Origin of the sequence: Bacillus spongiae, from assembly GCF_037120725.1 — a bacterium.
Taxonomy (GTDB): Bacteria; Bacillota; Bacilli; order Bacillales; family Bacillaceae_K; genus Bacillus_CI; species Bacillus_CI spongiae.
In genome coordinates, this window is sequence record NZ_JBBAXC010000031.1 from 1 (window position 1) to 23,960 (window position 23,960).

Consider the following 23,960-nt stretch of genomic DNA (forward strand, 5'->3'; position numbering starts at 1 on the left):
AGCTCCTATTCTACCAACTAAGTGGTCTCCAAGCTGAAGAAGAACATCGCCTGATCGGCTGCGCACTCTCGTTAACTAATTTCTAGGATTGGGTGCAAATCACAGAAAATGGTGAAGAGACAAAATTTTAAACTAAAGATATACTCATTTAGTAAATTGAGGTTACTTGATATTTAATAACGAATGTTTGTGAACTTTTTTAAAAGACATTGGATATTTATGTTAAGATAGAAAAGCAATTGTGAAAAGGTGTATTAAGCATTTATCAGGTTAGTGAAGGCACTAAATCTAAATTCCCACCGAATTTTTTCATTCTTTCAAAAATAAAATTTACGAGTAAAAATCCTTTTCCATAATCAAATAAACAATAAAGGAGAGAATACTTTGGCTACTTGGGTTACGCATTTTAGAATTGCTGAAGAACTATTAAAAAAAGAACTTCCTATTTCAAAAATTGACTTTTTGGTTGGAAATATTGGTCCAGATTGTGGACTTATTGGAGAAGATGGTAAACCTACACCTCCAAAAGAGATTACTCATTTCGAGCTTGAGGGAAAAATCAACTCTAATTCTTTTTACAATCAATATCTTTGTAACGAAAACGAACAATTTTCTCTCAAATTTTCATATTATTTAGGATATTACATTCATTTAGTAACCGATGAAGAATGGATTACACTCCTTGAACAAAAGAAAAAGGAAAAAGTGTACCAAGAAATATTGCATACCCCTGAATACTCTAAGCTTGTTAAAAGAGATTGGTACGGTTTAGATTTTTTATATCTCAAAAACCACAAAGATAATATTTTCTGGACTGAGTTTCAACACATAACGTCTTTCCCTGAGTATTTAGATTTCTTTCCAACGGGACAGACACTTAAACAAATCAGAAATATTACTAAATTTTATCAAACTAGTAAGATTTCTGATGACCACAAGTTTATCTATCTCTCCCCAGCTGAAGTCGATACCTTTATTGAAAATACTGTTCAAAAGAGTGAAGAATTAATAAAGGAAAAAGTGAAGCTACAGCTCGTTTAAGGGTTACAGTATGGAAAATCACTTCACCTTACCTCGAGTTTTGAAAAGGAAATTAACTATTTATTCAAAAGTTTACTAATACGTACCCTTCTACAATAATTAAGTACGACAAATAGCCTTAAAAAAAGCTAGATTCCAGGAGAATCTAGCTTTTTTTGAATAAGTATTCACATTTATGGATGAGTTATCGTTAGAAAAAGAATATAAGATTCGTAATAAATCTAAGAATAGATTAATGAAATCTAAATACAAATTAAAAACGGCGCTAGGAACATCTTGTCCATCCGTTAAATATTGCTTCATCAGTGATACATCATATAATACATAAGCTAAGAAAATAACTACGCTTATATAGGCAACAGTTAAATGCATCACCTCTCCACCAATAAAAATGCCGAAGATTGATATAATAATTAAGGCTAACAAAGCAGAGAACAGCATTGGTCCTAAAAAGGTGGAACGATATGAAAAGAGAAATAAACTACCAAAAAGAATGCTTGTTACAATAAATGCGAGCATTACGAGCTCAGCGCCGCCGGAAGAAAGAAAATACCCAACCGAAGGATAAATCCCTATTCCCATAATAAATGTGAATAGATATAGCGTGGAATATTTCATTCTAAAACCAAATGGACCACTACTTTTTCGTTTTACAAAAGCGGAAACAAGTAACACAATAAAAATCGTTATCATTCCCCCATAGCTATGGCGGGTGGAATAAACATCATTCCAATCAGCATACCCATTACAGTGATAAGGAGTGATACAAAAAATGTTGGCAACACTTTTTGTTTAATTAAATGATTACCCATTAAATTTTCCCCTGCTAAAGTAACCTATATTTTTCTTTTTTTGTTATCTTTCTTTTGGTTCCTTCTCTTTTAACCATCCTTCAGAGATTGAAAGAGTATCAGGAATTTACGCTCCTTTGTTTGACCCCATCACGAACAACATACCTTGTTTAATAACTGAATGGATTACTATATTCTCTCTTTCCCTCCATAAACATCTATACGTAAACCCCGCTGAAAAGTTTCTTACTCATTACTGATACCGATATTTCTTGTATTATTTAATTCGTTTAATACAAAAGTTTCGCGTTTTAACCAGCTAATTTTCTCAACCTGACTGAGAAGACTTTCATTTTGTCTAAGGGCTTCTTCTAAGGAAACCCATCTTGGTTTAAAATCAAGTATTGATTCATATTCATCCAGTTGCTGAGTCATCTTTTCTCTAGTAGTTAATTCACATAAATAATAATGTGACGTCATTTGGAATAATTTATTATTTTCGTAATCATCCATATTCCGTTCAATGACCATACCAACCTTTTCTTTGACTATACAGTTCGAGTATCCAGTTTCCTCTCTTATTTCCCGTACAAGTGCTGCGGAATGACTCTCATTTTCTTCCACACCACCTCCAGGAAACTTATAGTCCCCCCTATTTGAATGGACTAGTAAAATACGGTTATTAGAAATAATTATACCTCTAACAGCTTCTCTCAATTTGATGCCACTATAATGATTGTTTATTGGGAACTCTATCACTTTGTTAAAATTCAAATTTTCACCTCTAACTTAAGGAAATGATTCAATATATAAATCAACGTATCTGCAGCAGGTATTGAAATAAGAAACCAATCTTCACCATGCTTGTTATTTGGTGTAATCCAGATAATCTTTGAGATATTTGCTTAGCCTTTTTCAAAGTAACCTTCAGTAAAGCTCCTATCACTTTGAAATGACTCGTAAATAAACCCCTTTTCTTGCCTTTATTGAAGCCCTTGAATGTTGTAATCGAACTTTCTCGGAAATCGTTGAGGCCCTAATCAATTGACCGTCCAACCAAATGGATGGATCAATCAACCGTTCTTTTTGCTTCATGTGATAATCATAATCTTGATCATCTTCAATTAACATAACTTTTCCTTGCAATTGATTCAATGAGTGAATAACTTCTTTATCATTTGAGCGATATAATTGATTTATTATTTCTTCATCTGTACCTAAGAAGTCTTCCGGTCTTACTATATTTTTTGTTAACGCCATTTTTAATATTTTTGATAGAATGGTATATCCGTAAATGTTCAATGGGTCTAAAAAATAGTCAATGACCTCTTTATAATATGTATCTACAAACCATTCTGTCCACTCTATACTATCTATGTAAATTTTCCTGTTTACAATCACAAGATGAGATAGAAACACCCGTACTTCCTCGAGCGAAATTTTCCCATAATGATACATATCCCTTAATGTATAATCAATTCGATCTGCGCATAGTTCAGGCAAGGGCTGTTCAAGTATTTTCCACTGTGATAAATCGTCAATAATTTTTTTAAAGTCCAAATTATGTTTGGCTAAAATGGATGGTATGTTAGAGCCTTCAATTACTTGATTAAATATTTGCTCATGATAATTTTCATTTTTTGCATCAAATACATAATCAATCACGTGAGAAAATGCTGTATGAGACACATCGTGTAATAACCCAGCTATTTGCTCTTCAATCGTACCTCCAAGTCGTCTAACTAAAAGCATTACACCTATAGAATGTTCATATCTAGTCCCGTTCCATTGCTTATTAACCAAATAGCTTGCTCCACCTTGATGAACTTTTTTTAATCGTTGAATCGTTTGGCTATTAATCAAGTCTTCCAAAACGGGTTCAATAATAAATTCTCCATAAATTTCATCTACTATTTTCATTAGATTACCTCCTACTAGAATATAAGCCTATAATAACAAGTTCCTGCAATACACTTTCTTTTCTATGTTAATCTAATAAATGAAGCCACTCATGCTCTGGCTCATGAATCATGATTGCTCGCCTTAACCAATCTTTCTGCTTAGAGTCAAGAAATCTTTTAGCAGATAAAAAATCCAAATGGTCTTTCTCTCTAGTATTTTTCACCTTATATAATAGAACTATTTCTGGAGTCAAATATGGAAGGCCTGTATCTGAATACTTTACCGCTGTTTTTAATGGATAGGAAATTTGTAAATCCCTTCGAAATTTCCAATTTTCATCGTCCGATTCGTTTAATAGTATTTCTAATTCATGCTTATTAGTATTGGTTGCATGTATTTCGTGAACAGGTAATGCTAAATACTCACCTTGCCAGGGAGTAACTTGCCCATTTATAACTTTATTAAATTCCCAGTTTTTAAGATATTGTTTCAGTTCACCTTGGACATTTCTATATATCCCAATCTCAATATCTTGATGATTTCTGCTTTCTTTTCCCAAAAAAAGATCAATCGCCCAACCACCTGCAAAAAACCATTCTTGCTTAAAAGTAGACATCACATTTTTTATGTACATACATTGTTCAAAAGGCATAAATACCCTCCTTTTATTAGTAAAAATTTATTTCGCTGAAAACTTTGGACCTAATAGATGGCATATCACGGATTACAGAAATGAATTCTTATGTAGAATATATATTGTTGATTTTGCTAAGTTCTAAGTAAAAATCATGATAAGAATTTCTCTATAACTAGCTTCTTTCTATAATTGCTTTCACCTATCTTATTTCTTTATCTTTTATAAATAACGCACGTAATTTTGGCATCATTCTCTACTCCATTATTCCTTTTTCTATTCTAAGCAAAGAGGTCCGCTTTTTCATAACCATTGTCATTCCGTCCCATCAAAAAAGCACGATGTTACATCACCGCGCCTAAATCTTTTCTATCTATATTTTATTTGCAACATGAATTTCCATTGTCACCTTTAGTATCAAGGTTTGGTCTACAACTTTTCACTTCTGTTCCATTGCCTATATCTGATAAAGAGCTAAATAAATTACAAAGTTCTTCAGACAATAAATGATTTAACTCCTTCAAATTTATCTGATAATAACTCCATGTTCCCCTTGTATCTCTTGATAAAATATTTGCATCAAATAATATTTTTAAATGATACGATAATTTAGACTGAGTCATATTAACAATGGGAGCTAAATCACAAACACACATTTCACCCTTTTGCGAGAGTATATTGAGGATATGAAGCCTTTTCTTATCAGCTAATGCCTTAAACTTCATTTCATATGTTGAGAAAGTTTGCTCCAATGATGAGTCGTGTAATGGGATTTGATTTTCCATATGCTCTCTCCCTTTTGCAACAATATTCATTTTTTCATAACTAAGCAATAAATGAGAATAAACATTGTGTTATTGAATCAAATATTTTTGATTAATATTATTATAACGTGCAATTTGACTTCATGCAAATAGCTCACCATTTTTAGAAAATCCCTTAAGGATATCCATCCTTTTAATGAATAGAGAGAAGCAGCCTATTTAGATCAAGGGCGTTCATTCAAGTATTATAATAGCTAGCTAAATCCTATTGTTTCTTTCAAGTCCAGAAAACCATTTACACACTACTTATCGAAAACATGACAAAAATATTATGTATACTTCAATTATGAACAAGAAATATATGGTTTGATTGGAGAAAAACTATTTAAATTAAGAAAAAGCAGAGTCTCTCTCTGCTTTTTCTTGATTTAATGAACGAATCTCATAATTCGCCAGCCAATTGAGCTTTAGAGAATGCCTAAGAGAGTACTCGTAATAAATTTTAGCTGTATAATGTGTCCAATAAAACAATCTAAAAATAGTTCTAAGTTCAAATGTAAGGGCTCCAGTTTCAGGATTGTTCCCACATGCTAATTGGACACTTACATCAATTATGACAGTTCAGTGATAAACAGCTCTCTGCTATTCTAACTAAAAAAAATATACTATATAATACTTTATAGAAACTGTAAGGAGTGGTGCATACCTATGAAAATCAATCGTTTATTTGTAGCTCTCACAGCTATTTTTCTTTTGGCCGCTTGTAGTGATGATCAAACACAAACACAACAAAAAACAGATTCACCCTCTATTAAAGATTTAGTTCATGACTATAGTGTAGGGAACATTAAGGTGGAGACTGCATCCATCACATCTGAACATCTAATAGTAAAGGATACGAATGAGGAAGAACGTACGTATGATTTGCCAAAGGACGAATTCTTCGTTTCAATTGCACCATATATAAACAAGACACACCCTTGCACTAACCATAACTTGACTAGTTGCCAAGGGGAACTCGCAAACAAAACGTTTGATGTTGTAATAGAAGATTCCACTGGGAAGATTATCGTAGATGAAAATATGGTTTCTGGCAAAAACGGCTTTCTTGATCTATGGTTACCTCGAGACAAGGAATATCAAGTACGTATAAAGTACGATGGAAAAATGGTAGAAAGCAATCTCTCTACTTTTAAAAAGGATGGGACGTGCGTGACTACAATGCAATTATTGTAAAGAGGAGTATCTTTTTGATACTTCTCTTTATTTGTCCACCTTTTCGGGAGGTAAATCACCCCATCCGAACCTTTATGTACTTTTCAACGCACTGTTTCCCTTTAAAAGGGGCCATTCATTTCTATTTAAAAATACTTTCTAATTGTTGAACGCGGGTAGCAACTGCATCTAAAGTAATGACAGACTTTTCATTCCGGGTTGATTCGCCTTCCACACTTGCTAATACTTCCTCTGTTGCAGCAGAAGTTTCCTGAATGAGACTTGAAGCATTGGTTACCTCTTCGACTATTTGTACCGTTTTCGATTGGAATTCTCCTTGTTGATTTACGATATTAGTCATGAGCGTATGAAGTCCACTAATGAAAGTACTAAGGTTATTCATATTTGAACGAACATTTAAAAGCATTGCATTGCATTCTTGTTGAACTTCTTCTCCTCTTTCCAACTGCTTTTCTACCATACTAGCTTGATGACTAAACTCCTGTAATATAGTTTGAATCATCTCAGCTGCACGATTCGTTTCATCTGCAAGTTTTAATACTTCATTGGCTACAACGGCAAAGCCTTTTCCGTGTTCACCAGATCTAGCTGCTTCTATATTTGCATTCAGTGCCAAAAGGCTTGTTTGTTTCGAAATCCCTGTAATGACTCCAATAATTTGATTCATTTTTTTCGATTGCTCTGTCAATTCTCTTATCACTTGACCTGACTCCATCATTACTTCATTTAATCCAGTCATATTTGTTTCAAAATCCTGTAACGTATTGGCACTTACCTTTGAATCTTGAATACTTCCTTCAACATTAGAAGACACTTCCTTCACCTGAGAAATCATTTGGCTAAAGTCCGTCTTCATATCATTCAGAACTTCTACTGATCGAGTCATCATTTCTGATTGGGATTGTGAGCCCTCCGCTACTTCCTGAAAGGCGACATTAATCTCACTAATGGATTCCTTTGAGGTACTTACATTGCTGTTTAATAGTGTAAAATGCTCGAGAAGTTGTTCAACCGTTTCCTGAATAACTTTCTGTGTTTCTTCTAACTTACTCGCTTTTTCAAAAGCTTCATTTCTTTCTTTATCTACGTGTAAAAGGAGTGTTTGCCCAATTCGTGTGACTCCCCACATTGCAATCGTAATAATCACAATGAATAGCCCAAAATTGAGCCCTTCCGAAGGGGTTGTATAATTAAAAAATTGTTGTGGCCAATTCATAAACAAGACAATTGTCGTTAGAAGGGAAATTCCTCCTAATAAGAGAACCAGCGTTCCATTAAGATAAATTAAGGATACAGCAATAGTAAAATACACTAGATGATAGATTGCTGGCGTTTCATTAAATGTGTAAACCATTATATAAGACATCGCAAGAAGCATTACAGCCATAACATATTTATATAGCGAAATGGCTTTCGGAAATAATGGTATGATTAGACCTAAACAAATGATAAGAACACTAACAATCCAAAATGGAATTGCCCTTGTTGTAAATAGATACTCATAATAGGCTAATGCCCCAACCCCTAAAAAGAAACTACACATTATGATAAACATAAACAAATTATTCTTTTGTGATTCTAGCTCTAAGTTTGAAAAGCATTTTTTCCTTAACCATCGCAAACCCCTTACACTTCCTTCCTTATACCTGTTTCATTACTATTCATTTCACAATAAAAAAACTCGTTATTTTAACTTTAATGTAGTTGAAACAGGATTATGGTCACTGTTTTCAAATTCTAAATCATGTCCCTTTACATCAACAATTTCAATATTTGGAGACACCAAAAATCCATCAATAATAGTTACAAAATTTTCTCCTTCTACATACGGTTTTACGTCATCTCGAACTGTCCAAACAGTAGAATCGACCGCCCATTGAAATCCACCCTCGGTAAAATCCTCTGGCAATTGGACCAGCCATTCAGGCCATTCCTTCATAAATTTCGGATCTGTCAACTGAACATCAGATAGAAGCTGGTTCCAATCACCACCTAAAACGACATAATCCCCATTGTTATAGTGTTCATTCATATATTCCTTTAGGAATGCGACTTGTTGAGCCCTTATTTTCCCGCCTTCATCGTAAGCGGATAAATGAACATTCACCATCCTTAAATACTTACCATTATCTACGGGTATTTTCATTTCAACAATTGCTCGATCTAATTCAAACAATTGAACGGGCCATTTTTCTCTTCCTGGCAGCTGGTATCTAGTTGACTTCTCTATCTTATACTTTGAAAAAGAACTCATCCCACTATTGGCATGGCCCATTGGTTTTAAAATAGGAACCGGTACCCAAGGAGTATTATAGTTAGAAGCAAAGGTTGAACCATACCCTTCCAAACTATCCGTAAATATATCAACTTCATTTGTGTTAAAAGATCTTTTCGATTTAACATCTATTTCCTGTATGAGAATGAAATCCGAATCTGTTTTCTTTAAAAAATGTTGCATATTATCAATATTGGTTAACACTTGCTCTTTACTACTTGCACCTGAGCCTTTTCCTCCGTCCATAAAAAAGTCTTGATCTTTATCTAATCCCCCATATCCAATATTAAAAATAGTTGTACTAAATGGAACTCCTTGCTTCAGCTCCGTTTGGTTGTTATTTTCAATTTCCAACTTAATTACATCTTCAGGAACCTCTTCAGTAATGGTCACATATGCTAAAAATAATGCAACAGAAAGACCTAGAACCCCTATTAAATAAACAAACCATTTTACTATTTTTCTCAACCTGAATGCCCCTTTTTACTATCTTGTTAGTATTTGATTATGATTTACTATTATAATAGTACTATTTACATATCATTATAAGATTTGATTAGAATAATTTCACTATTTTTTAGAAATATTCTTACTTTTTATATAGAAAATATAAGAATTAATGGATAAGTAATTTTGCCTAATTTGTAGAGGATAATTGAACTATTTCTATGTAATCATTAATCGTCAGCAAAAAGATATCTTACTTTTTTTCACCAAAGGTATCTTAGATTTAATGTCCCTTCAGACTCTCCCTGCTAAATCCTTATCCTCGTCTCGCTAGAATAATATCATTCATTAATAATATTATTATTCAACAATATCAACCTTACAGTATCACTAGACTTGAATTCCCGTCTTTATCAATTTTAGCTTTTAACATTGTGGGGGAAAGTAAGTTTCTTTTCATTCCTGTAGGATCTAATCATCTTTATTGGAATTCATTGATTTTGTAAGGTAGTAAGAAAAGTATTTTTCAACATTCATACTTGAATATTTACTACTATAGTGGATAAGTAAATAAAATATAAACACTGTTATGAAATATAAGACTTCCCACCAGTTGAACTTGGTTAAGATTGATACAATTAAAATAATGATTAGAGAGAATAGTAAACTAACCTTTAAACCTCCTAGTTCATGCTTTCTAGATAATAAATATCTATATCGCTCTTTCTGCATCTTTCCTATTTCGTTTTTAAAGAAATATTCGTCTACTGCTATCTCTTTATCAAAATACTTATCCCACTCTCTATATTTAGGAATGACCCAAGATAAAGAATGGTGTACTTGATTCAGTAAGTACCCTAAAGGAACCCCTATAGCCGTTAAAAAAGCTCCCAGGGCAATAAAGTTGACCTCTTGCGAAAGTTTCACTATCTCATCTTTAAATTCAAAAAAGATAAAAGGTCCGGTAATCATGATTAGTATCCAACCTGGTATACCCCATCTGACTAAATATTTCGTATCAATATTCATATCGGTTTCTCCCTTCTATATATTAACTTAAAGAGCTCTCTTATTTTTGACAACTTAAGGAATCCCCAGTAACACAAATATTTTAGTAAAACGTCTTATAAGACAAGGGTTGTGTATCCAACCTTTATTCTTCTAAACGAGTATTGAATTATTCATACTGCTTTTTCTTCCACATTATTTCACCCTTTCCTTTATATTTTTTCTATTTCAATCTACACCTCTCAAATTAAGAGTCTACACCACACATTTAAACCAATTCTTCATTGTTACCTGAAGACCAAAACATTATACGGACGCAATAAGTCACAGATATCTACCACTTACGCCTTTTAACTATTTAAAGTGAATGACTCAATATTTTTTGTCAGAATATTAACCTTTTTACTGTACGTGTATTCATTACACATACTTCTACTTTAATTATGTATTACTTAACTATCTATGTATATAAATAAAGAATTTTCACCTTACATTCTTGGAAGGTCTAGCCATTTATTAGGTGAAGCTTTCTTCATAATTTTATACCGTTGTCTAAGAATGTTTAGAAGCCTTATTCCATTATCTAGCTCAACTCATTAAATAAAGAGCTTCTCTATTACAGAAAAGCTCCGTATTCTTTCATCACGCTATAGTTTATTATCAATATTTATAGAATCGTTTCAAACCTCTTCATACCAGTCCAATGCTTTTCCTTCTATTTCTTTTATGAGACGCTCTTTACCATTTATATATGATTCAATATCATAAGGATATTGTTTGGCTAATTTTTCTTTCAATTCGCCATAACTCTTCTTATCATCTGGATGTTTCCTTAAGTAATCTCGAAAAGCTAAGTGTCTCTTTATTTCTTCACTTCCTACCTCATAAATATGAATATGGTGGGAGCGGTTGTCTCCACCTTTTTGAAAGTATCTTCGTTTAGGTATTCCATTCTCTCCTTTAGGGTCATATCCAATGTCTTGCATTTCTTGATAATGCTTGTCAACGAGGTCAATGTCTTTTACAACAGGCATGATGTCGATGACAGGTTTTGCTTTTAACCCCGGTACTGAAGTACTACCAATATGATGAATATCTACAATTTCATTTCCAAAAATAAGCGAAAGTTTTTCAACTTCTTCCGTAAACATGGAAGACCATTTTTCATTATATGAACTTACTTCAACCCTTCTCAAAGTAACACCTCTTTTTAAAATCTAGGTTACATACATTCATTTCCCTCTTATGTCGCATTAAAGAACTAATCTCTTCGTTTATAATTTAACCAATGTATCCATTTCAAAATGGAAGATAGGCTCATAGGCTCCTGAGTGCTTTGTCTATTCACATAATCGTATTGCCTGAATCTTGTTTATCTGCTAAGGTTTTAATCTTTGAAACCTGTCTCATGCCAATTTGTAGCCTTCACTAAAGCTTTTGCTGCCTATTATGTATGGTCATAAATTTCAAATTCGCATATAACCCTAACCCACATGCGTTAAATCAAGAATGCTAATTGCTAGCTATTCGGTTAATTTCTTTTATAGCTTTTGATGATTGAACATAGTTCAGCCAGCTTGTTTTAATCGTAATCTGATTTTTCACTATAATCTCAACAATATCCATATCTTTTAATTTGGTATTCATCGTCTTTATCACACCGTTAACTTTAACCTCGGACGTTTTGGCTGCCAATGTAGTGTTTAAAAAGAATGCAAAATCAAGGGCAGTAGAACCTTCCGGTAATGTGACTATGTCCATGTTAGGACTGCAAACTGTAATATCCTTTTGCAACAGTTCAAAGGATATAAGTTCATAGAATTCAATAGGGTTATTGGAAATCGCCTTAACTGATTTAATCGAATCTCTGAGTATTTCTGAACTAAGGGTTTTTACTTCTTCGGTTGTTGCACCTCTTAATCTACTAAATATTCCTTCTTTATCGTTACTTTTTATTTTAATTTCAATGTTTACGTCAACATTATTAATCCAGACCGCTGTCCTTAAGCGACTAGAGAACATATGTTTCTTCACCGCAATTTCATCATGAAAGCTGTTTTCAACAGGATTAAATAAACTATGTATTACACCTAATAATGCGTAACAATTAAGTGAAGTATTAGTGATGAGCTCAATTGTGAAGAGATCAGAAAGTGGCGATTAAAACCAATCTATTTTCACCGGAATTAAGTTTTGATTGTTTATCTCAAGTTGTTGAGAACACAAGGTAACAGTATTAGTAAATATGTGTTTATCGTTATTTGTTAGTTTCTTTACTTCAAATGGCTTTTATTAAGAGTTGTTGCTCTTGATCTGTTATATATTTTGCCTTTTTCATTAAGGATTCTTTCCAATTGAAAACCATAGCACCTTCTCCATTTTCATTTTGGATTATTATAACACCTTTAAATGCAAGAAAGGTAGTTCTCTATAAACTCCCTTAAACATAGTATCCATTATTTCATTCTCTCCTTGCTGGTGAATGAAATAAGAAAAAATCCTGCGAAACTTCAACAGGATTGTTAATTATACTCTATTAAGGTCAACGTAGGTTCTTGCCAACATAGCTGTTAAATCAAGAAAGTACTATCCATTAAGACTGTGAATCATCAATTTTAGTAGTAATCCATAAAAGTATAATATCCCATCATTACTAGTGCTAATTCATGATTTCGTAAAACATGAGAATTTTTTATTTATGGAAGGAGTATTGATTAATCTTCCAAATGTGATTCGAATACTCTTCTATTGTTCTGTCACTTGAAAAATAACCTGAATTAGCAATATTTTCGATACTCATCTTCCACCATTTTTCAGGCTTTTGAAAGGTTGCATCTACTTCTTGGTGAATATCAATATAGGATGCAAAGTCCCTTAGTACAAAATAATAATCATTTTCAACCAATAGAGAATCAAAAATCGGTTCAAATTCAGATTCATCTTCAGAAAAGAAACCATTTACAAGCTGGTTTACAACCGTATGAATTCGTTCGTCTAAATGGTAATATTCCATCGAAGAATATCCACCTTGCGAATAATACCTTAATACCTCTTCAGCAGATAGGCCAAAAATAAAAATGTTCTCTTTTCCTGCCCTCTCCAAAATTTCAATATTCGCTCCATCTAGCGTACCAACGGTTAGTGCACCATTCATCATAAATTTCATATTTCCCGTTCCCGAGGCTTCTTTGCTTGCAGTTGAAATTTGTTCACTAACGTCAGCTGCTGGAAAGATTTCTTCTGCTACGGACACTCGATAATTCTCTAAAAAAATGATTTTGATTTTTTCTTTAACCATCGGGTCTGCATTTACTTTCTTTGATACGCTATGAATTAATTTAATAATCTTTTTTGCATAATAATAACCAGGTGAAGCCTTTGCTCCAAAAATAAATGTCCTTGGTAGCATATTGTACGTAGGATCTTCTTTTAAACGGTTATATAAATACATAATATGAAGTACATTTAACAACTGGCGTTTATACGCATGCAGCCGCTTAACTTGAACATCAAAGATTGAGTTAATATCCACAACAATCCCATTTTGTTGATAAATGCGATGAGCTAATTTTTCTTTCTTCACCCTTCTAACTTTTGCCAATTCTTGTTGAAAAGAACTGTCACTAGAAAATGCATGAAGCTTCGTTAAATGATCAGGTGATCGAATCCATTCAGAGCCGATTGTTTCAGTAATTAACTGAGCTAACTCTGGGTTTGCCTTTAACAGCCACCTTCTATGTGTAATCCCATTTGTTTTACTATTAAATTTCTCTGGACTGAATTGATAAAATAAATTCATCTCTCTCTTTTTTAATATTTCTGAATGTATTTTGGCAACACCATTTACACTGAAGCTTCCTGCAATCGCTAGATGAGCCATTTTTACTTCACCGTGAGCAATAATGGCCATCTTTTCTATTCGATCCCATTCATTCGGGTATGATTGCCACAATTGATGACAATAGCGTTCATTTATTTCATTAACTATTGAATAAATACGTGGTAATAACGGCTGAAAAATACGGACAGGCCACGTTTCAAGTGCTTCAGACAAGGTGGTGTGATTTGTATAACAGAATGTTTTCGTGACAATATACCATGCATCATCCCAGTTCATTTTATACTCATCTAGCAATAACCGCATTAATTCAGGGATCGCTAAAACAGGGTGTGTATCATTTATGTGGATTACAACGTATTCCGGTAGCTTCAATAAGTCGTCATTTTTTGTAAGATATGAATCAACGATTGTACGTATACTTGCACATACTAAAAAATACTGTTGTTTCAATCGAAGTATTTTACCTTCATCATGGGTATCATCTGGATATAAAAACTCTGTAATGGCCTCAGTATCTCTTTTGTATTTCATCATGTCTTTATGAGGTTGGTAGCGTGCAGGCTCTGCACTCCATAATCTTAATGTGTTTACAGTTGAATTCTTATATCCCACTACAGGATTATCATAAGGGACAGCACTTACATATTCTGCGTCTCTATGCTCAAACCGAAGATTTCCCTGATCGTCAACAAATGATTCAACCCTTCCCCAAAATGGGACATTTACAGTCAAATCTGGCTTTCTTACTTCCCATACGTGCCCGTGTCTTAACCACTGTTCAGGTAATTCAACTTGATAGCCTTCAACAATTTTCTGTTCAAATAATCCATGCTTGTATCGAATTCCACTTCCATGCCCAGGAAGATCAAGAGAAGCCAATGAGTCAAGAAAGCAAGCAGCTAGCCGACCTAATCCTCCGTTTCCTAATCCAGCATCCGACTCAATTTCTTCTAAATCATCTAAAGTAATACCTAAATCTTGTAAACCATCTTTTACAATTTCATAGATTCCTAAATTAATAAGGTTTTGACCTAATAGCCGACCGAGTAGGAATTCAATTGATAAGTAATACATTTGTTTTTGATTTTGAAGTCGATAATGCTCATTAGTATGAATCCAGTTCATACTAATATACTCTCTTATCATATTCCCTAATGTATGAAATTGGTCACGCTTCGTTGTATGAGGAAACGGTTTTCCATAGCTCATCTCTAGTCTTTTTAAAAATGCTTCTTTGAAATCAGTTTTATCAGAAAACATGACTCTCACTCCTAGATATGAGCTCCGCATAGAGCTGATTATATTTATAAGCAGACTGTGCCCAACTATTATCAAGTCTCATTGCTTGTTTAACAATTTTTTGCCACTTCTCTGGCTTATGATAATAATACAGTGCTCTGCGATATGTATAGAGCATGTCATGTGCATTAAAGTGGCTAAATGAGAAACCGTATCCCTCTTCTGTTTCTTCATTAAATGATTTCACCGTATCATTTAATCCACCTGTTTCACGAACTATTGGGAGTGTACCATATTTCATCGCAATCATTTGTCCTAAGCCGCATGGTTCAAATTTCGATGGCATCATAAACAAATCTGCACCTGCGTAAATACGGTGTGCTCGACTCTCATCAAAGCCAATATGAGCTCTTACTTTCTCTGGATAATCTCTTTCCATCTGACGGAAAAATTGTTCAAATTCATACTCACCGGAACCTAATAACACCCATTGAATATCTTCATGCATCATTTCATGAAATACACATTTAATTAAGTCTAATCCCTTTTGTTTTGTTAAACGTGATATTAATGCTATAACTGGTACATGATCTTTGACAGGTAATCCAAATTCCTGTTGGAGATTTCGTTTATTCACCGCTTTCCCGTCAAGGGAATTTACATGATAAGGGGAAATATATGGATCATATTTCGGGTCATATAAGCTATCGTCAATTCCATTTAAAATTCCGAATAGCTGATCATTCCTTTGCTTTAACACTCCATTAAGTTTTTCCCCGTAATATTCCTGTAAAATTTCATTCCGATACGTAGGACTAACCGTTGTGATATAATCCGATGAAAGTAATGCCCCTTTAAGGAAATTTACATTCCCGTAAAACTCTAAGTGTTCAGGTGTGAAATAATAGCTATCAATTCCTAATAAATCAGTCATAACTTCCTTCGGAAAAATACCTTGAAATTGGAGGTTATGAATTGTAAACAAGCTTCTCATAAAATGATAGCCGGGACGATGAACGTACTCTGCTCTTAGTAAAAATGGGATCATGGACGTGTGCCAATCATGACAATGAAGCACATCAGGGAAAAAATCTAGATAGGGTAAACTTTCTAAAATTGCTCGATTTAAATAAGAAAATCTTTCTCCATCATCATAATGGCCATATAATGTATCACGATGGAAGTAATACATGTTATCTACAAAGTAATAGGTGACTCCATCTAAAGATAACTGTTCAATACCACAGTATTGCTTTCTCCACCCAATTTGTACGTTGAATTCAGTTACTTTTTTCATTTGTTGCTGGTATTTTTGAGATATTTCTTTATACTTTGGCATAATTACTCTTACATCTGTGCCTAACTTTATCAATTCTTTTGGTAACGACCCTGCTACATCGGCTAAACCACCAGATTTAATAAAAGGCACACATTCTGATACCGCAAATAATACTTTCACGAGTTCATCAACTCTCCTTGAATAATTCCCTTCCGAATAACAATTGGTTCTTCGGGAGTTCCAATTAATTTAACATTATCTTGTATCTTTACATCTTTATCTAAAATGACAGATTCTAAAACACAATTCTCTCCAATTTGACTTTTTTGCATTACAATACAATTTTTTAATGATGAACCCCTACCTATTTTGACTGAACGAAATATAACACTACGATCAATAGTACCATCTATTAAACAACCATTCGCAACCATGGAATTCCTTACTATGGAATGCTTCATATATCTAGTTGGTGGTTCATCCTTAACCTTCGTGTAGATTGGGTTATCCGTTTTAAATAATTCCTTCCATGTAGAAGTCTGTAATATTTCCATATTCGCTTCGTAATAATCAATAATACTTTTTACTTTCTTTACATAACCGGTGCTTTCGTATGTGTTAATGCTATATTCACTGTCCATAAGCACATCTTGCATACATGTATAACCAGTATGTCCTCTGCTTTCTAGTAACGAAATTAGCAGTTTAGTTGAGAGAATAAAGATTTCTAATGATTTTCCTTTTTGTTCTACTACAGTAATATCACATTCTTCGGCAATATGCCGATCTAAAATTGCCTTAAAATCTAAATTACTTATGCTATAACAATTACTTATCACAACAAAATCTTGATGGCTTCGATTAAAATAATCCATATGATGAGCAAAGTGGTTAAATGAACCAGGACCGTCCTCTATTGTCTCTAGTGCAGGTGCTGGAAAGAAAAATAGTCCATCTCGTTTACGGTCTAGATCCCAATTTTTACCTGAACCTAAATGATCCATTAAGGAACGGTATTGATATTTAGGAAAAATAGCTACACTTTCAATTCCCGAATTCACCATACTAGATAGTACAAAATCAATTAAGCGATATCGACCAGCCAAAGGAACGGCAGCTAAAGAACGATGTAACAATAAATCTTCAAGTGTATCATGAAATGTTGTAGCATCAATCACGCCAAGCATTGCTTTATTCATATTCTCTCCCCCATTATTTTGAAGTGATTATACTTCCTCCATATGTGACAGTAAATACTCTTCTGTAACTAAAATAACGTCCTCTTCACTTTCTTCATTTGCAATAAATGCTCCTTCAGGAACGTGAACATTACTAGGAACGATTGCATTTTGCAAATAGGCTCCTTTTCCAATTACTGCTCCTGGCATAACGACAGTATTTTTGATGACAGCATCTTTCTCAATTTCTACTCCGTGAAAGAGCACTGAGTGAATAACCATGCCCTTTACAACACATCCTTCATTAACAAGAGACTCTGTCACAACTGCATTTTCTGAAATATATTGTGGCGGCTGATTAGGATTAACAGAGTATATGCGCCATGAATGATCATATACATTCAAATCACAATCGTCTCTTAATAAATCCATGTTTGCCTCCCATAAACTTTTAATCGTTCCAACATCCTTCCAATAACCTTTGAAAGGATAAGCTTTTAATTTTTTGCCATCTTCAATTAACATCGGAATAATATCCTTTCCAAAATCGTTACTAGATTCCGGATTACGTTCATCCATTTCCAGATACTCTTTTAACAAGGACCATTTAAAAATATAGATGCCCATTGAAGCTAAATTATTTTTTGGATGATCAGGCTTCTCATCAAACTCTAGTATTTTAAAATCTTCATCTGTATTCATAATCCCAAAACGACTTGCTTCTTTCCATGGGACCTCAATAACAGAGATGGTGGCGTCCGCATCAGAATTAGTATGATAATCTAGCATTTTAGCATAGTCCATTTTATATATATGGTCTCCTGATAGAATGAGCACATGCTCAGGTTCATATTGCTCAATATAATTTAGATTTTGATAAATAGCACTAGCCGTACCTGTATACCATTTAACTTCTGAAGATTCACTATAGGGAGGTAATACCGTCACCCCTCCATTTTTTCGATCTAGATCCCACGCGCTCCCAATCCCAATATATGTATTTAAAACAAGAGGTTGATATTGAGTGAGCACTCCCACCGTTCTAATACCAGAATTCGTACAATTACTTAAAGGAAAATCAATAATCCTATATTTCCCACCAAATGGTACGGCCGGTTTTGCAAGGTTTTTTGTTAAGGAACTTAGTCTACTTCCCTTCCCTCCAGCTAATAGCATTGCAACACACTTCGTTTTTCCCATACGCTTATTCTCCTCTCTCTTGATTAACAGGATAAAGATATACAACAGCGAAAGGTGGTATTGTTAGTTCAACTGTTTTCGGTCTCCCATGGTATGATTCATGTACTACTTCAATATCGTCACGATTTACTTGCCCTGATCCACCAAATAATGCATCATCACTATTAAATAGCTCAATGTAGTAATCAGCGTTTGGTACACCTACTTTATAATGGTGATAAACCTTGCTAGTAAAATTACATATAACGACGACAAAATCGTCTTTTTTCTTTCCTTTCCTTAAAAAGCTCAAAATGCTTTGTTCATAATTATGAACATCGATCCACTCAAACCCTTCTGATAAATGGTCCTTTTCAAAGAAAGGTTTCACTTCTTTATATAAATTCAATAACTCTTTAACATATGCATTAAAAGCACGATGCATGTTATATTTTTCTAGATGCCAGTCAATTTGATCTAAATCTTTCCACTCAGAGAAGGGAGCCAATTCTGAACCCATAAATAATAATTTTTTTCCAGGATGTGCTACCATATAACCAAATAAAAGGCGTAGTTGTGCAAATTTTTGCCAATAGTCGCCTGGCATTTTATTTAATAATGATTTTTTTCCATGAACAACTTCATCATGTGATAATGGTAAAACGAAGTTTTCTGAAAACGCATAAAGTAAAGAGAACGTTAAAAGAGAATGTACTTGCTTTCGATCATTTTCATGTGTTTCCATGTACTTCAGAACATCATTCATCCAACCCATGTTCCATTTATAATTGAAGCCTAGTCCTCCATAATGGACAGGAGATGTTACTTGAGGCCAGTCAGTAGAATCCTCAGCCATCATTAAAGCATTCGGTTCATATTCAAATACAGCCGTATTAAGTTTCTTTAAAAACTCAATCCCCCCTTCGTTAGGAATGAGTTGATCATGATCTTGATTGGCTTTATATAATATCTTCGCTACAGCGTCAATGCGAAAGCCATCAATATGAAATTGATCTAACCAGTATCTTGCACTTGATATCAAAAAGCTTTGTACCTCTTTTTTTCCTAAATCAAAGTTGGCGGTACCCCAATCATAATTCTCTCGGTCCTTTTCAGTAGCATATTCATAAAGGTGTGACCCATCAAATTGGTACAAGCCATGATTATCTTTACAAAAGTGACCAGGTACCCAATCCAAGATAACGCCAATGTTATGCTTGTGACATTTATTCACAAAATACTTTAATTGTTCAGGTGTTCCATAACGACTCGTTGGTGAATAGTAACCTGTACTTTGATATCCCCAAGAGCGATCGAAAGGATGCTCTGTAATAGGCATTATTTCCACATGTGTATATCCATGCTCTACTAAATATGGAACAAGGTCGTCTGCTATTTCTTGATAGGTATAAAACATCTCTTTTCCTTTAATCTTCCATGTTCCAAAATGAATTTCATAAATAAACATCGGCTCATCATAAGCGGGCTTCATTTTTCTTTTTAATAGCCACTTTTCATCCTGCCATTCATAATCTTCATCCTCGGAAATAATTGCTGCTGTATTGGGTCTCCTTTCAGCATAAAAGGCAAATGGATCAGTCTTTAACTTCGTTTGTCCATCTTTCGTTACAATTTTGTATTTATAAAGATGACCTTTTAATGAAGTTTGGTGAACTGCAAACCATATTCCACTGTCGCTCACTTTTTTCATCAACAATTCGTCTGCATTTTCCCCCCACTCATTAAAAGTTCCAACTACTGATATAGCTTCAGCATTTGGGGACCAAACACAAAATGTAGTAACTTTTCGACCATTATGGTTATAGACATGTGATCCAAAAGTGCGATGCGCCTCAAACAATTGGCCTTCATGAAATAAATGGATATCAGTTGAACTTGGATTACTATTCGTCATTATCTTCACCTACGCAATTTTATGTACTAATGAGTGTATTCTTTTAGAAAAGCTTATCTCCTTTAAATATCCCTCCCTAATTTCCGACAGAAAACTACACCTTTACAACGAAACAATGTACATAATAAAAGGAAAACGGTTACATTTTTTTAAAATGTAGAAAGTTGACGAAAGAACTAGAAATGTATTTGCATAAAAAAATTACTTTATTAGAAAAGTAATTTTCGTGTAAATGATTGAAAACGGTTACAAATAAATCATCTTTAACTTTAAAATTTTTCTGTTTGATTTTGTAATATATGAATTGAAACAACTATATTTTTCTCAACATTTCCTTGGTCCTACCTCTATCAAACTCACTCATTCATCCATCAAATAAAAAAATAGTTGTAGAGCAACCATTCGTTTTGTACTTCCTCTTTTAAAATTAGTAGAAAAGAAGTACAAACCGGCACACGCTTTACGTTTAAACAAAGAGGTTTTATATTGGGTAAGTAATTATATATTTAATAATAATGAATTGGGTCTAATTAGTTGATTCGTAATAACAGGGTTCTGAAGAAACAGTTTAATGTACTGATGTCACAGAGGGATTACTTTAAAGGTAAGATAAGTTAACAAACGTCAATAGAACAGGAGGTTTCTCATAAACGGGGTATTTGTAAAAGCAATGAAAAATAAGAAATGACGTCAAATCATAATGTTTCTCTTTGAATACGTATGTTTGATCAAGATTTTTTATCAAGGCTCAGTATTTTGCAAACAATATATAACCATTACATTCATTCAATAATGAATAGTTGAACCAACAAAAAAAGCTATTCAATAGAATAGCTTTCAATGACCCGTACGGGATTCGAACCCGTGTTACCGCCGTGAAAGGGCGGTGTCTTAACCGCTTGACCAACGGGCCAATTAATACTGGCGGAGAAGGAGGGATTTGAACCCTCGCGCCGGTTACCCGACCTACACCCTTAGCAGGGGCGCCTCTTCAGCCACTTGAGTACTTCTCCATTATGGCTCCGCAGGCAGGATTCGAACCTGCGACCGATCGGTTAACAGCCGATAGCTCTACCACTGAGCTACTGCGGAAAACTATGGTGGGCCTAAGTGGACTCGAACCACCGACCTCACGCTTATCAGGCGTGCGCTCTAACCAGCTGAGCTATAGGCCCATTGGAGCGGGTGATGAGAATCGAACTCACATCATCAGCTTGGAAGGCTGAGGTTTTACCACTAAACTACACCCGCTTACTATTTTTATGGGGCGGCTGATGGGAATCGAACCCACGAATGTCGGAACCACAATCCGATGCGTTAACCACTTCGCCACAGCCGCCAACATAAAATGGTGGCTCGGGACGGAATCGAACCGCCGACACATGGATTTTCAGTCCATTGCTCTACCAACTGAGCTACCGAGCCTTATTTCATGTTACTATAATGGCGGTCCGGACGGGACTCGAACCCGCGACCTCCTGCGTGACAGGCAGGCATTCTAACCAACTGAACTACCGGACCAATGTATTGCGGGGGCAGGATTTGAACCTGCGACCTTCGGGTTATGAGCCCGACGAGCTACCAGACTGCTCCACCCCGCGACGATAAAATGTATTTCCTTTTATATTCATTTTAAATAAATATAATAATGGCGGAGGAAGAGGGATTCGAACCCCCGCGCGGTTTAACCCGCCTGTCGGTTTTCAAGACCGATCCCTTCAGCCAGACTTGGGTATTCCTCCGAATAATATGGTGGACCTTGTAGGACTCGAACCTACGACCGGACGGTTATGAGCCGTCTGCTCTAACCAGCTGAGCTAAAGGTCCAAGATCAATGAATAAAAATCCAATATGGTAGCGGCGGAGGGGATCGAACCCCCGACCTCACGGGTATGAACCGTACGCTCTAGCCAGCTGAGCTACACCGCCATATTATAATGTTTAATTGGTGGAGCCTAGCGGGATCGAACCGCTGACCTCCTGCGTGCAAAGCAGGCGCTCTCCCAGCTGAGCTAAGGCCCCAAATCATGATGTTCTTAATGGTCGGGAAGACAGGATTTGAACCTGCGACCCCTTGGTCCCAAACCAAGTGCTCTACCAAGCTGAGCTACTTCCCGTTAAATATAATAGCTCGTAGAGCTTTTTTGACATTTTATAATGGCGCGCCCGAGAGGAGTCGAACCCCTAACCTTTTGATCCGTAGTCAAACGCTCTATCCAATTGAGCTACGGGCGCGTATTATAATGGTGCCGAGGACCGGAATCGAACCGGTACGGTAGTCACCTACCGCAGGATTTTAAGTCCTGTGCGTCTGCCAGTTCCGCCACCCCGGCACAGAGTAGTTATGGAGCGGAAGACGGGATTCGAACCCGCGACCCCCACCTTGGCAAGGTGGTGTTCTACCACTGAACTACTTCCGCATATTTAAAATGGTGCGGGTGAAGGGAGTCGAACCCCCACGCCTTGCGGCGCCAGATCCTAAGTCTGGTGCGTCTGCCAATTCCGCCACACCCGCATGCTTTCTAATAAAATGGTGAGCCATGAAGGACTCGAACCTTCGACCCTCTGATTAAAAGTCAGATGCTCTACCAACTGAGCTAATGGCTCTTAAAACATCCTAATGAGTTCTTTAAGTGGTGCCGGCAAGAGGACTTGAACCCCCAACCTACTGATTACAAGTCAGTTGCTCTACCAGTTGAGCTACACCGGCAATTATGGTGGAGGATGACGGGATCGAACCGCCGACCCTCTGCTTGTAAGGCAGATGCTCTCCCAGCTGAGCTAATCCTCCATTTTCCTGGCGACGTCCTACTCTCACAGGGGGAAGCCCCCAACTACCATCGGCGCTGAAAAGCTTAACTTCCGTGTTCGGTATGGGAACGGGTGTGACCTTTTCGCTATTGCCACCAGATTTTTTAAAAGACAAGTATTATTATACCGCTTTTAATATATTTTTCAAGAGTTTTTTTAAATTTTACCCTCAAAACTAGATAAAGATTGATGAAGAGTGAGTAATCACCGTTCTTACGTTGTCCAGTTACAGCTCCTATGTGCTCGAGGTCACAAGTCATCTCACTGCGGTGGCTAAGCCTCCTCGTAAGCTGCCTCGTGCTTGTCGCACATGAACAGTCGCTTTCACTTTTTTCTTTTGGTTAAGTCCTCGATCGATTAGTATTCGTCAGCTCCACATGTCACCATGCTTCCACCTCGAACCTATCAACCTGATCATCT

17 protein-coding genes, 21 tRNA genes, 2 rRNA genes and 2 pseudogenes are annotated in these 23,960 nt (G+C 35.3%); 2 read left to right on the plus strand and 40 right to left on the minus strand.

What is annotated here, in order from left to right:
* The first annotated feature begins 384 nt into the window (after positions 1 to 384).
* A complete protein-coding gene (locus WAK64_RS21400) occupies positions 385 to 1,041 on the plus strand; it encodes a zinc dependent phospholipase C family protein (protein WP_336589025.1) in 657 nt (218 codons plus the stop codon).
* A gap of 99 nt (positions 1,042 to 1,140) precedes the next feature.
* On the opposite strand, the gene WAK64_RS21405 is transcribed toward WAK64_RS21400, so the two are convergent.
* The 6 genes and pseudogenes from WAK64_RS21405 to WAK64_RS21430 all read right to left on the minus strand — a co-directional run.
* Complete coding sequence (locus WAK64_RS21405; protein ID WP_336589026.1) at positions 1,141 to 1,734, minus strand: Bax inhibitor-1/YccA family protein; 594 nt, start codon at positions 1,732 to 1,734, stop codon at positions 1,141 to 1,143.
* A complete protein-coding gene (locus tag WAK64_RS21410; protein WP_336589027.1) occupies positions 1,731 to 1,853 on the minus strand; it encodes a hypothetical protein in 123 nt (40 codons plus the stop codon). The genes WAK64_RS21405 and WAK64_RS21410 overlap by 4 nt, the downstream gene beginning before the upstream one ends.
* 225 nt (positions 1,854 to 2,078) lie before the next feature.
* Entirely contained in the window at positions 2,079 to 2,606 is a 528-nt protein-coding gene (locus WAK64_RS21415) for an NUDIX hydrolase (RefSeq protein WP_336589028.1), read from the minus strand.
* A 168-nt stretch (positions 2,607 to 2,774) separates the two neighbouring features.
* A complete protein-coding gene (locus WAK64_RS21420) occupies positions 2,775 to 3,752 on the minus strand; it encodes an HD domain-containing protein (RefSeq protein WP_336589029.1) in 978 nt (325 codons plus the stop codon).
* A gap of 67 nt (positions 3,753 to 3,819) precedes the next feature.
* Entirely contained in the window at positions 3,820 to 4,386 is a 567-nt protein-coding gene (locus tag WAK64_RS21425) for a nucleotidyltransferase domain-containing protein (protein ID WP_336589030.1), read from the minus strand.
* A gap of 458 nt (positions 4,387 to 4,844) precedes the next feature.
* Positions 4,845 to 5,153 (minus strand): annotated as a pseudogene (locus tag WAK64_RS21430) (ArsR/SmtB family transcription factor); the annotation flags it as partial.
* Positions 5,154 to 5,840: 687 nt separating this feature from the next.
* Between WAK64_RS21430 and WAK64_RS21435 the strand changes: the two are divergent.
* Complete coding sequence (locus WAK64_RS21435) at positions 5,841 to 6,368, plus strand: CueP family metal-binding protein (RefSeq protein WP_336589031.1); 528 nt, start codon at positions 5,841 to 5,843, stop codon at positions 6,366 to 6,368.
* A gap of 121 nt (positions 6,369 to 6,489) precedes the next feature.
* Here the strand turns inward: WAK64_RS21435 and WAK64_RS21440 are convergent, their stop codons facing one another.
* From WAK64_RS21440 to WAK64_RS21605, 34 genes and pseudogenes are all read right to left on the minus strand, one after another.
* On the minus strand, positions 6,490 to 7,989 hold the full coding sequence (locus WAK64_RS21440) for a DUF4077 domain-containing protein (protein ID WP_336589032.1): 1,500 nt from the start codon (positions 7,987 to 7,989) through the stop codon (positions 6,490 to 6,492).
* A gap of 63 nt (positions 7,990 to 8,052) precedes the next feature.
* On the minus strand, positions 8,053 to 9,111 hold the full coding sequence (locus tag WAK64_RS21445; RefSeq protein WP_336589033.1) for an endonuclease/exonuclease/phosphatase family protein: 1,059 nt from the start codon (positions 9,109 to 9,111) through the stop codon (positions 8,053 to 8,055).
* Between the two features lie 450 nt (positions 9,112 to 9,561).
* A complete protein-coding gene (locus WAK64_RS21450) occupies positions 9,562 to 10,119 on the minus strand; it encodes a BA5345 family protein (RefSeq protein WP_336589034.1) in 558 nt (185 codons plus the stop codon).
* Between the two features lie 659 nt (positions 10,120 to 10,778).
* Positions 10,779 to 11,294 (minus strand): GrpB family protein, encoded by a 516-nt coding sequence (locus WAK64_RS21455; RefSeq protein WP_336589035.1) that lies wholly within the window; start codon positions 11,292 to 11,294, stop codon positions 10,779 to 10,781.
* A gap of 316 nt (positions 11,295 to 11,610) precedes the next feature.
* A complete protein-coding gene (locus WAK64_RS21460) occupies positions 11,611 to 11,892 on the minus strand; it encodes a TGS domain-containing protein (protein WP_336589041.1) in 282 nt (93 codons plus the stop codon).
* 150 nt (positions 11,893 to 12,042) lie between these two features.
* A pseudogene (locus WAK64_RS21465) lies at positions 12,043 to 12,240 on the minus strand (nucleotidyltransferase family protein); the annotation flags it as partial.
* Positions 12,241 to 12,790: 550 nt separating this feature from the next.
* The gene (locus WAK64_RS21470) at positions 12,791 to 15,199 is read right to left on the minus strand and encodes a glycogen/starch/alpha-glucan phosphorylase (protein WP_336589036.1); all 2,409 of its coding nucleotides are present in this window, start codon (positions 15,197 to 15,199) and stop codon (positions 12,791 to 12,793) included.
* Positions 15,189 to 16,637: a glycogen synthase GlgA gene (gene glgA, locus WAK64_RS21475; RefSeq protein ID WP_336589037.1), complete on the minus strand. Its 1,449-nt coding sequence runs from the start codon at positions 16,635 to 16,637 to the stop codon at positions 15,189 to 15,191. Before glgA ends, WAK64_RS21470 begins: the two co-directional genes overlap by 11 nt.
* The gene (locus WAK64_RS21480; protein ID WP_336589038.1) at positions 16,634 to 17,656 is read right to left on the minus strand and encodes a GlgC family sugar phosphate nucleotidyltransferase; all 1,023 of its coding nucleotides are present in this window, start codon (positions 17,654 to 17,656) and stop codon (positions 16,634 to 16,636) included. Before WAK64_RS21480 ends, glgA begins: the two co-directional genes overlap by 4 nt.
* Before the next feature lie 27 nt (positions 17,657 to 17,683).
* Positions 17,684 to 18,835 (minus strand): glucose-1-phosphate adenylyltransferase, encoded by a 1,152-nt coding sequence (locus WAK64_RS21485; protein WP_336589039.1) that lies wholly within the window; start codon positions 18,833 to 18,835, stop codon positions 17,684 to 17,686.
* A 4-nt stretch (positions 18,836 to 18,839) separates the two neighbouring features.
* Entirely contained in the window at positions 18,840 to 20,729 is a 1,890-nt protein-coding gene (gene glgB, locus WAK64_RS21490; RefSeq protein ID WP_336589040.1) for a 1,4-alpha-glucan branching protein GlgB, read from the minus strand.
* Between the two features lie 841 nt (positions 20,730 to 21,570).
* Positions 21,571 to 21,642: transfer RNA gene (locus WAK64_RS21495), tRNA-Glu, on the minus strand.
* Positions 21,643 to 21,651: 9 nt separating this feature from the next.
* Positions 21,652 to 21,742, minus strand: a tRNA-Ser gene (locus WAK64_RS21500).
* Between the two features lie 4 nt (positions 21,743 to 21,746).
* Positions 21,747 to 21,821, minus strand: a tRNA-Asn gene (locus WAK64_RS21505).
* Positions 21,822 to 21,827: 6 nt separating this feature from the next.
* Positions 21,828 to 21,904 (minus strand) — tRNA-Ile (locus WAK64_RS21510).
* Between the two features lie 2 nt (positions 21,905 to 21,906).
* A tRNA-Gly gene (locus tag WAK64_RS21515) sits at positions 21,907 to 21,980 on the minus strand.
* A gap of 12 nt (positions 21,981 to 21,992) precedes the next feature.
* Positions 21,993 to 22,068 (minus strand) — tRNA-His (locus tag WAK64_RS21520).
* 10 nt (positions 22,069 to 22,078) lie between these two features.
* A tRNA-Phe gene (locus WAK64_RS21525) sits at positions 22,079 to 22,154 on the minus strand.
* A 19-nt stretch (positions 22,155 to 22,173) separates the two neighbouring features.
* Positions 22,174 to 22,250, minus strand: a tRNA-Asp gene (locus WAK64_RS21530).
* A 6-nt stretch (positions 22,251 to 22,256) separates the two neighbouring features.
* A tRNA-Met gene (locus tag WAK64_RS21535) sits at positions 22,257 to 22,330 on the minus strand.
* Between the two features lie 48 nt (positions 22,331 to 22,378).
* Positions 22,379 to 22,471: transfer RNA gene (locus WAK64_RS21540), tRNA-Ser, on the minus strand.
* 8 nt (positions 22,472 to 22,479) lie between these two features.
* Positions 22,480 to 22,556 (minus strand) — tRNA-Ile (locus WAK64_RS21545).
* Positions 22,557 to 22,581: 25 nt separating this feature from the next.
* Positions 22,582 to 22,658: transfer RNA gene (locus tag WAK64_RS21550), tRNA-Met, on the minus strand.
* Between the two features lie 17 nt (positions 22,659 to 22,675).
* Positions 22,676 to 22,751 (minus strand) — tRNA-Ala (locus WAK64_RS21555).
* A gap of 18 nt (positions 22,752 to 22,769) precedes the next feature.
* A tRNA-Pro gene (locus WAK64_RS21560) sits at positions 22,770 to 22,846 on the minus strand.
* A 41-nt stretch (positions 22,847 to 22,887) separates the two neighbouring features.
* Positions 22,888 to 22,964, minus strand: a tRNA-Arg gene (locus WAK64_RS21565).
* Positions 22,965 to 22,973: 9 nt separating this feature from the next.
* Positions 22,974 to 23,062, minus strand: a tRNA-Leu gene (locus tag WAK64_RS21570).
* Between the two features lie 12 nt (positions 23,063 to 23,074).
* Positions 23,075 to 23,149: transfer RNA gene (locus WAK64_RS21575), tRNA-Gly, on the minus strand.
* A 10-nt stretch (positions 23,150 to 23,159) separates the two neighbouring features.
* Positions 23,160 to 23,244: transfer RNA gene (locus WAK64_RS21580), tRNA-Leu, on the minus strand.
* Positions 23,245 to 23,260: 16 nt separating this feature from the next.
* Positions 23,261 to 23,336: transfer RNA gene (locus WAK64_RS21585), tRNA-Lys, on the minus strand.
* A gap of 27 nt (positions 23,337 to 23,363) precedes the next feature.
* A tRNA-Thr gene (locus tag WAK64_RS21590) sits at positions 23,364 to 23,439 on the minus strand.
* Between the two features lie 5 nt (positions 23,440 to 23,444).
* A tRNA-Val gene (locus WAK64_RS21595) sits at positions 23,445 to 23,520 on the minus strand.
* A gap of 4 nt (positions 23,521 to 23,524) precedes the next feature.
* Positions 23,525 to 23,640: ribosomal RNA gene (gene rrf, locus WAK64_RS21600) — 5S ribosomal RNA — on the minus strand.
* A gap of 237 nt (positions 23,641 to 23,877) precedes the next feature.
* Positions 23,878 to 23,960, minus strand: a 23S ribosomal RNA gene (locus tag WAK64_RS21605); the annotation flags it as partial.

Excerpts from the sequence above, each read along its gene's own strand:
- WAK64_RS21405 (WP_336589026.1), bottom strand. The coding sequence starts at position 1,734 with ATGATAACGATTTTTATTGTGTTACTTGTTTCCGCTTTTGTAAAACGA.
- WAK64_RS21410 (WP_336589027.1), bottom strand. The coding sequence starts at position 1,853 with ATGGGTAATCATTTAATTAAACAAAAAGTGTTGCCAACATTTTTTGTA.
- WAK64_RS21420 (WP_336589029.1), bottom strand. The coding sequence starts at position 3,752 with ATGAAAATAGTAGATGAAATTTATGGAGAATTTATTATTGAACCCGTT.
- WAK64_RS21425 (WP_336589030.1), bottom strand. The coding sequence starts at position 4,386 with ATGCCTTTTGAACAATGTATGTACATAAAAAATGTGATGTCTACTTTT.
- WAK64_RS21435 (WP_336589031.1), top strand. The coding sequence starts at position 5,841 with ATGAAAATCAATCGTTTATTTGTAGCTCTCACAGCTATTTTTCTTTTG.
- WAK64_RS21450 (WP_336589034.1), bottom strand. The coding sequence starts at position 10,119 with ATGAATATTGATACGAAATATTTAGTCAGATGGGGTATACCAGGTTGG.
- WAK64_RS21470 (WP_336589036.1), bottom strand. The coding sequence starts at position 15,199 with ATGTTTTCTGATAAAACTGATTTCAAAGAAGCATTTTTAAAAAGACTA.
- WAK64_RS21480 (WP_336589038.1), bottom strand. The coding sequence starts at position 17,656 with ATGAATAAAGCAATGCTTGGCGTGATTGATGCTACAACATTTCATGAT.
- WAK64_RS21485 (WP_336589039.1), bottom strand. The coding sequence starts at position 18,835 with ATGGGAAAAACGAAGTGTGTTGCAATGCTATTAGCTGGAGGGAAGGGA.
- glgB (WP_336589040.1), bottom strand. The coding sequence starts at position 20,729 with ATGACGAATAGTAATCCAAGTTCAACTGATATCCATTTATTTCATGAA.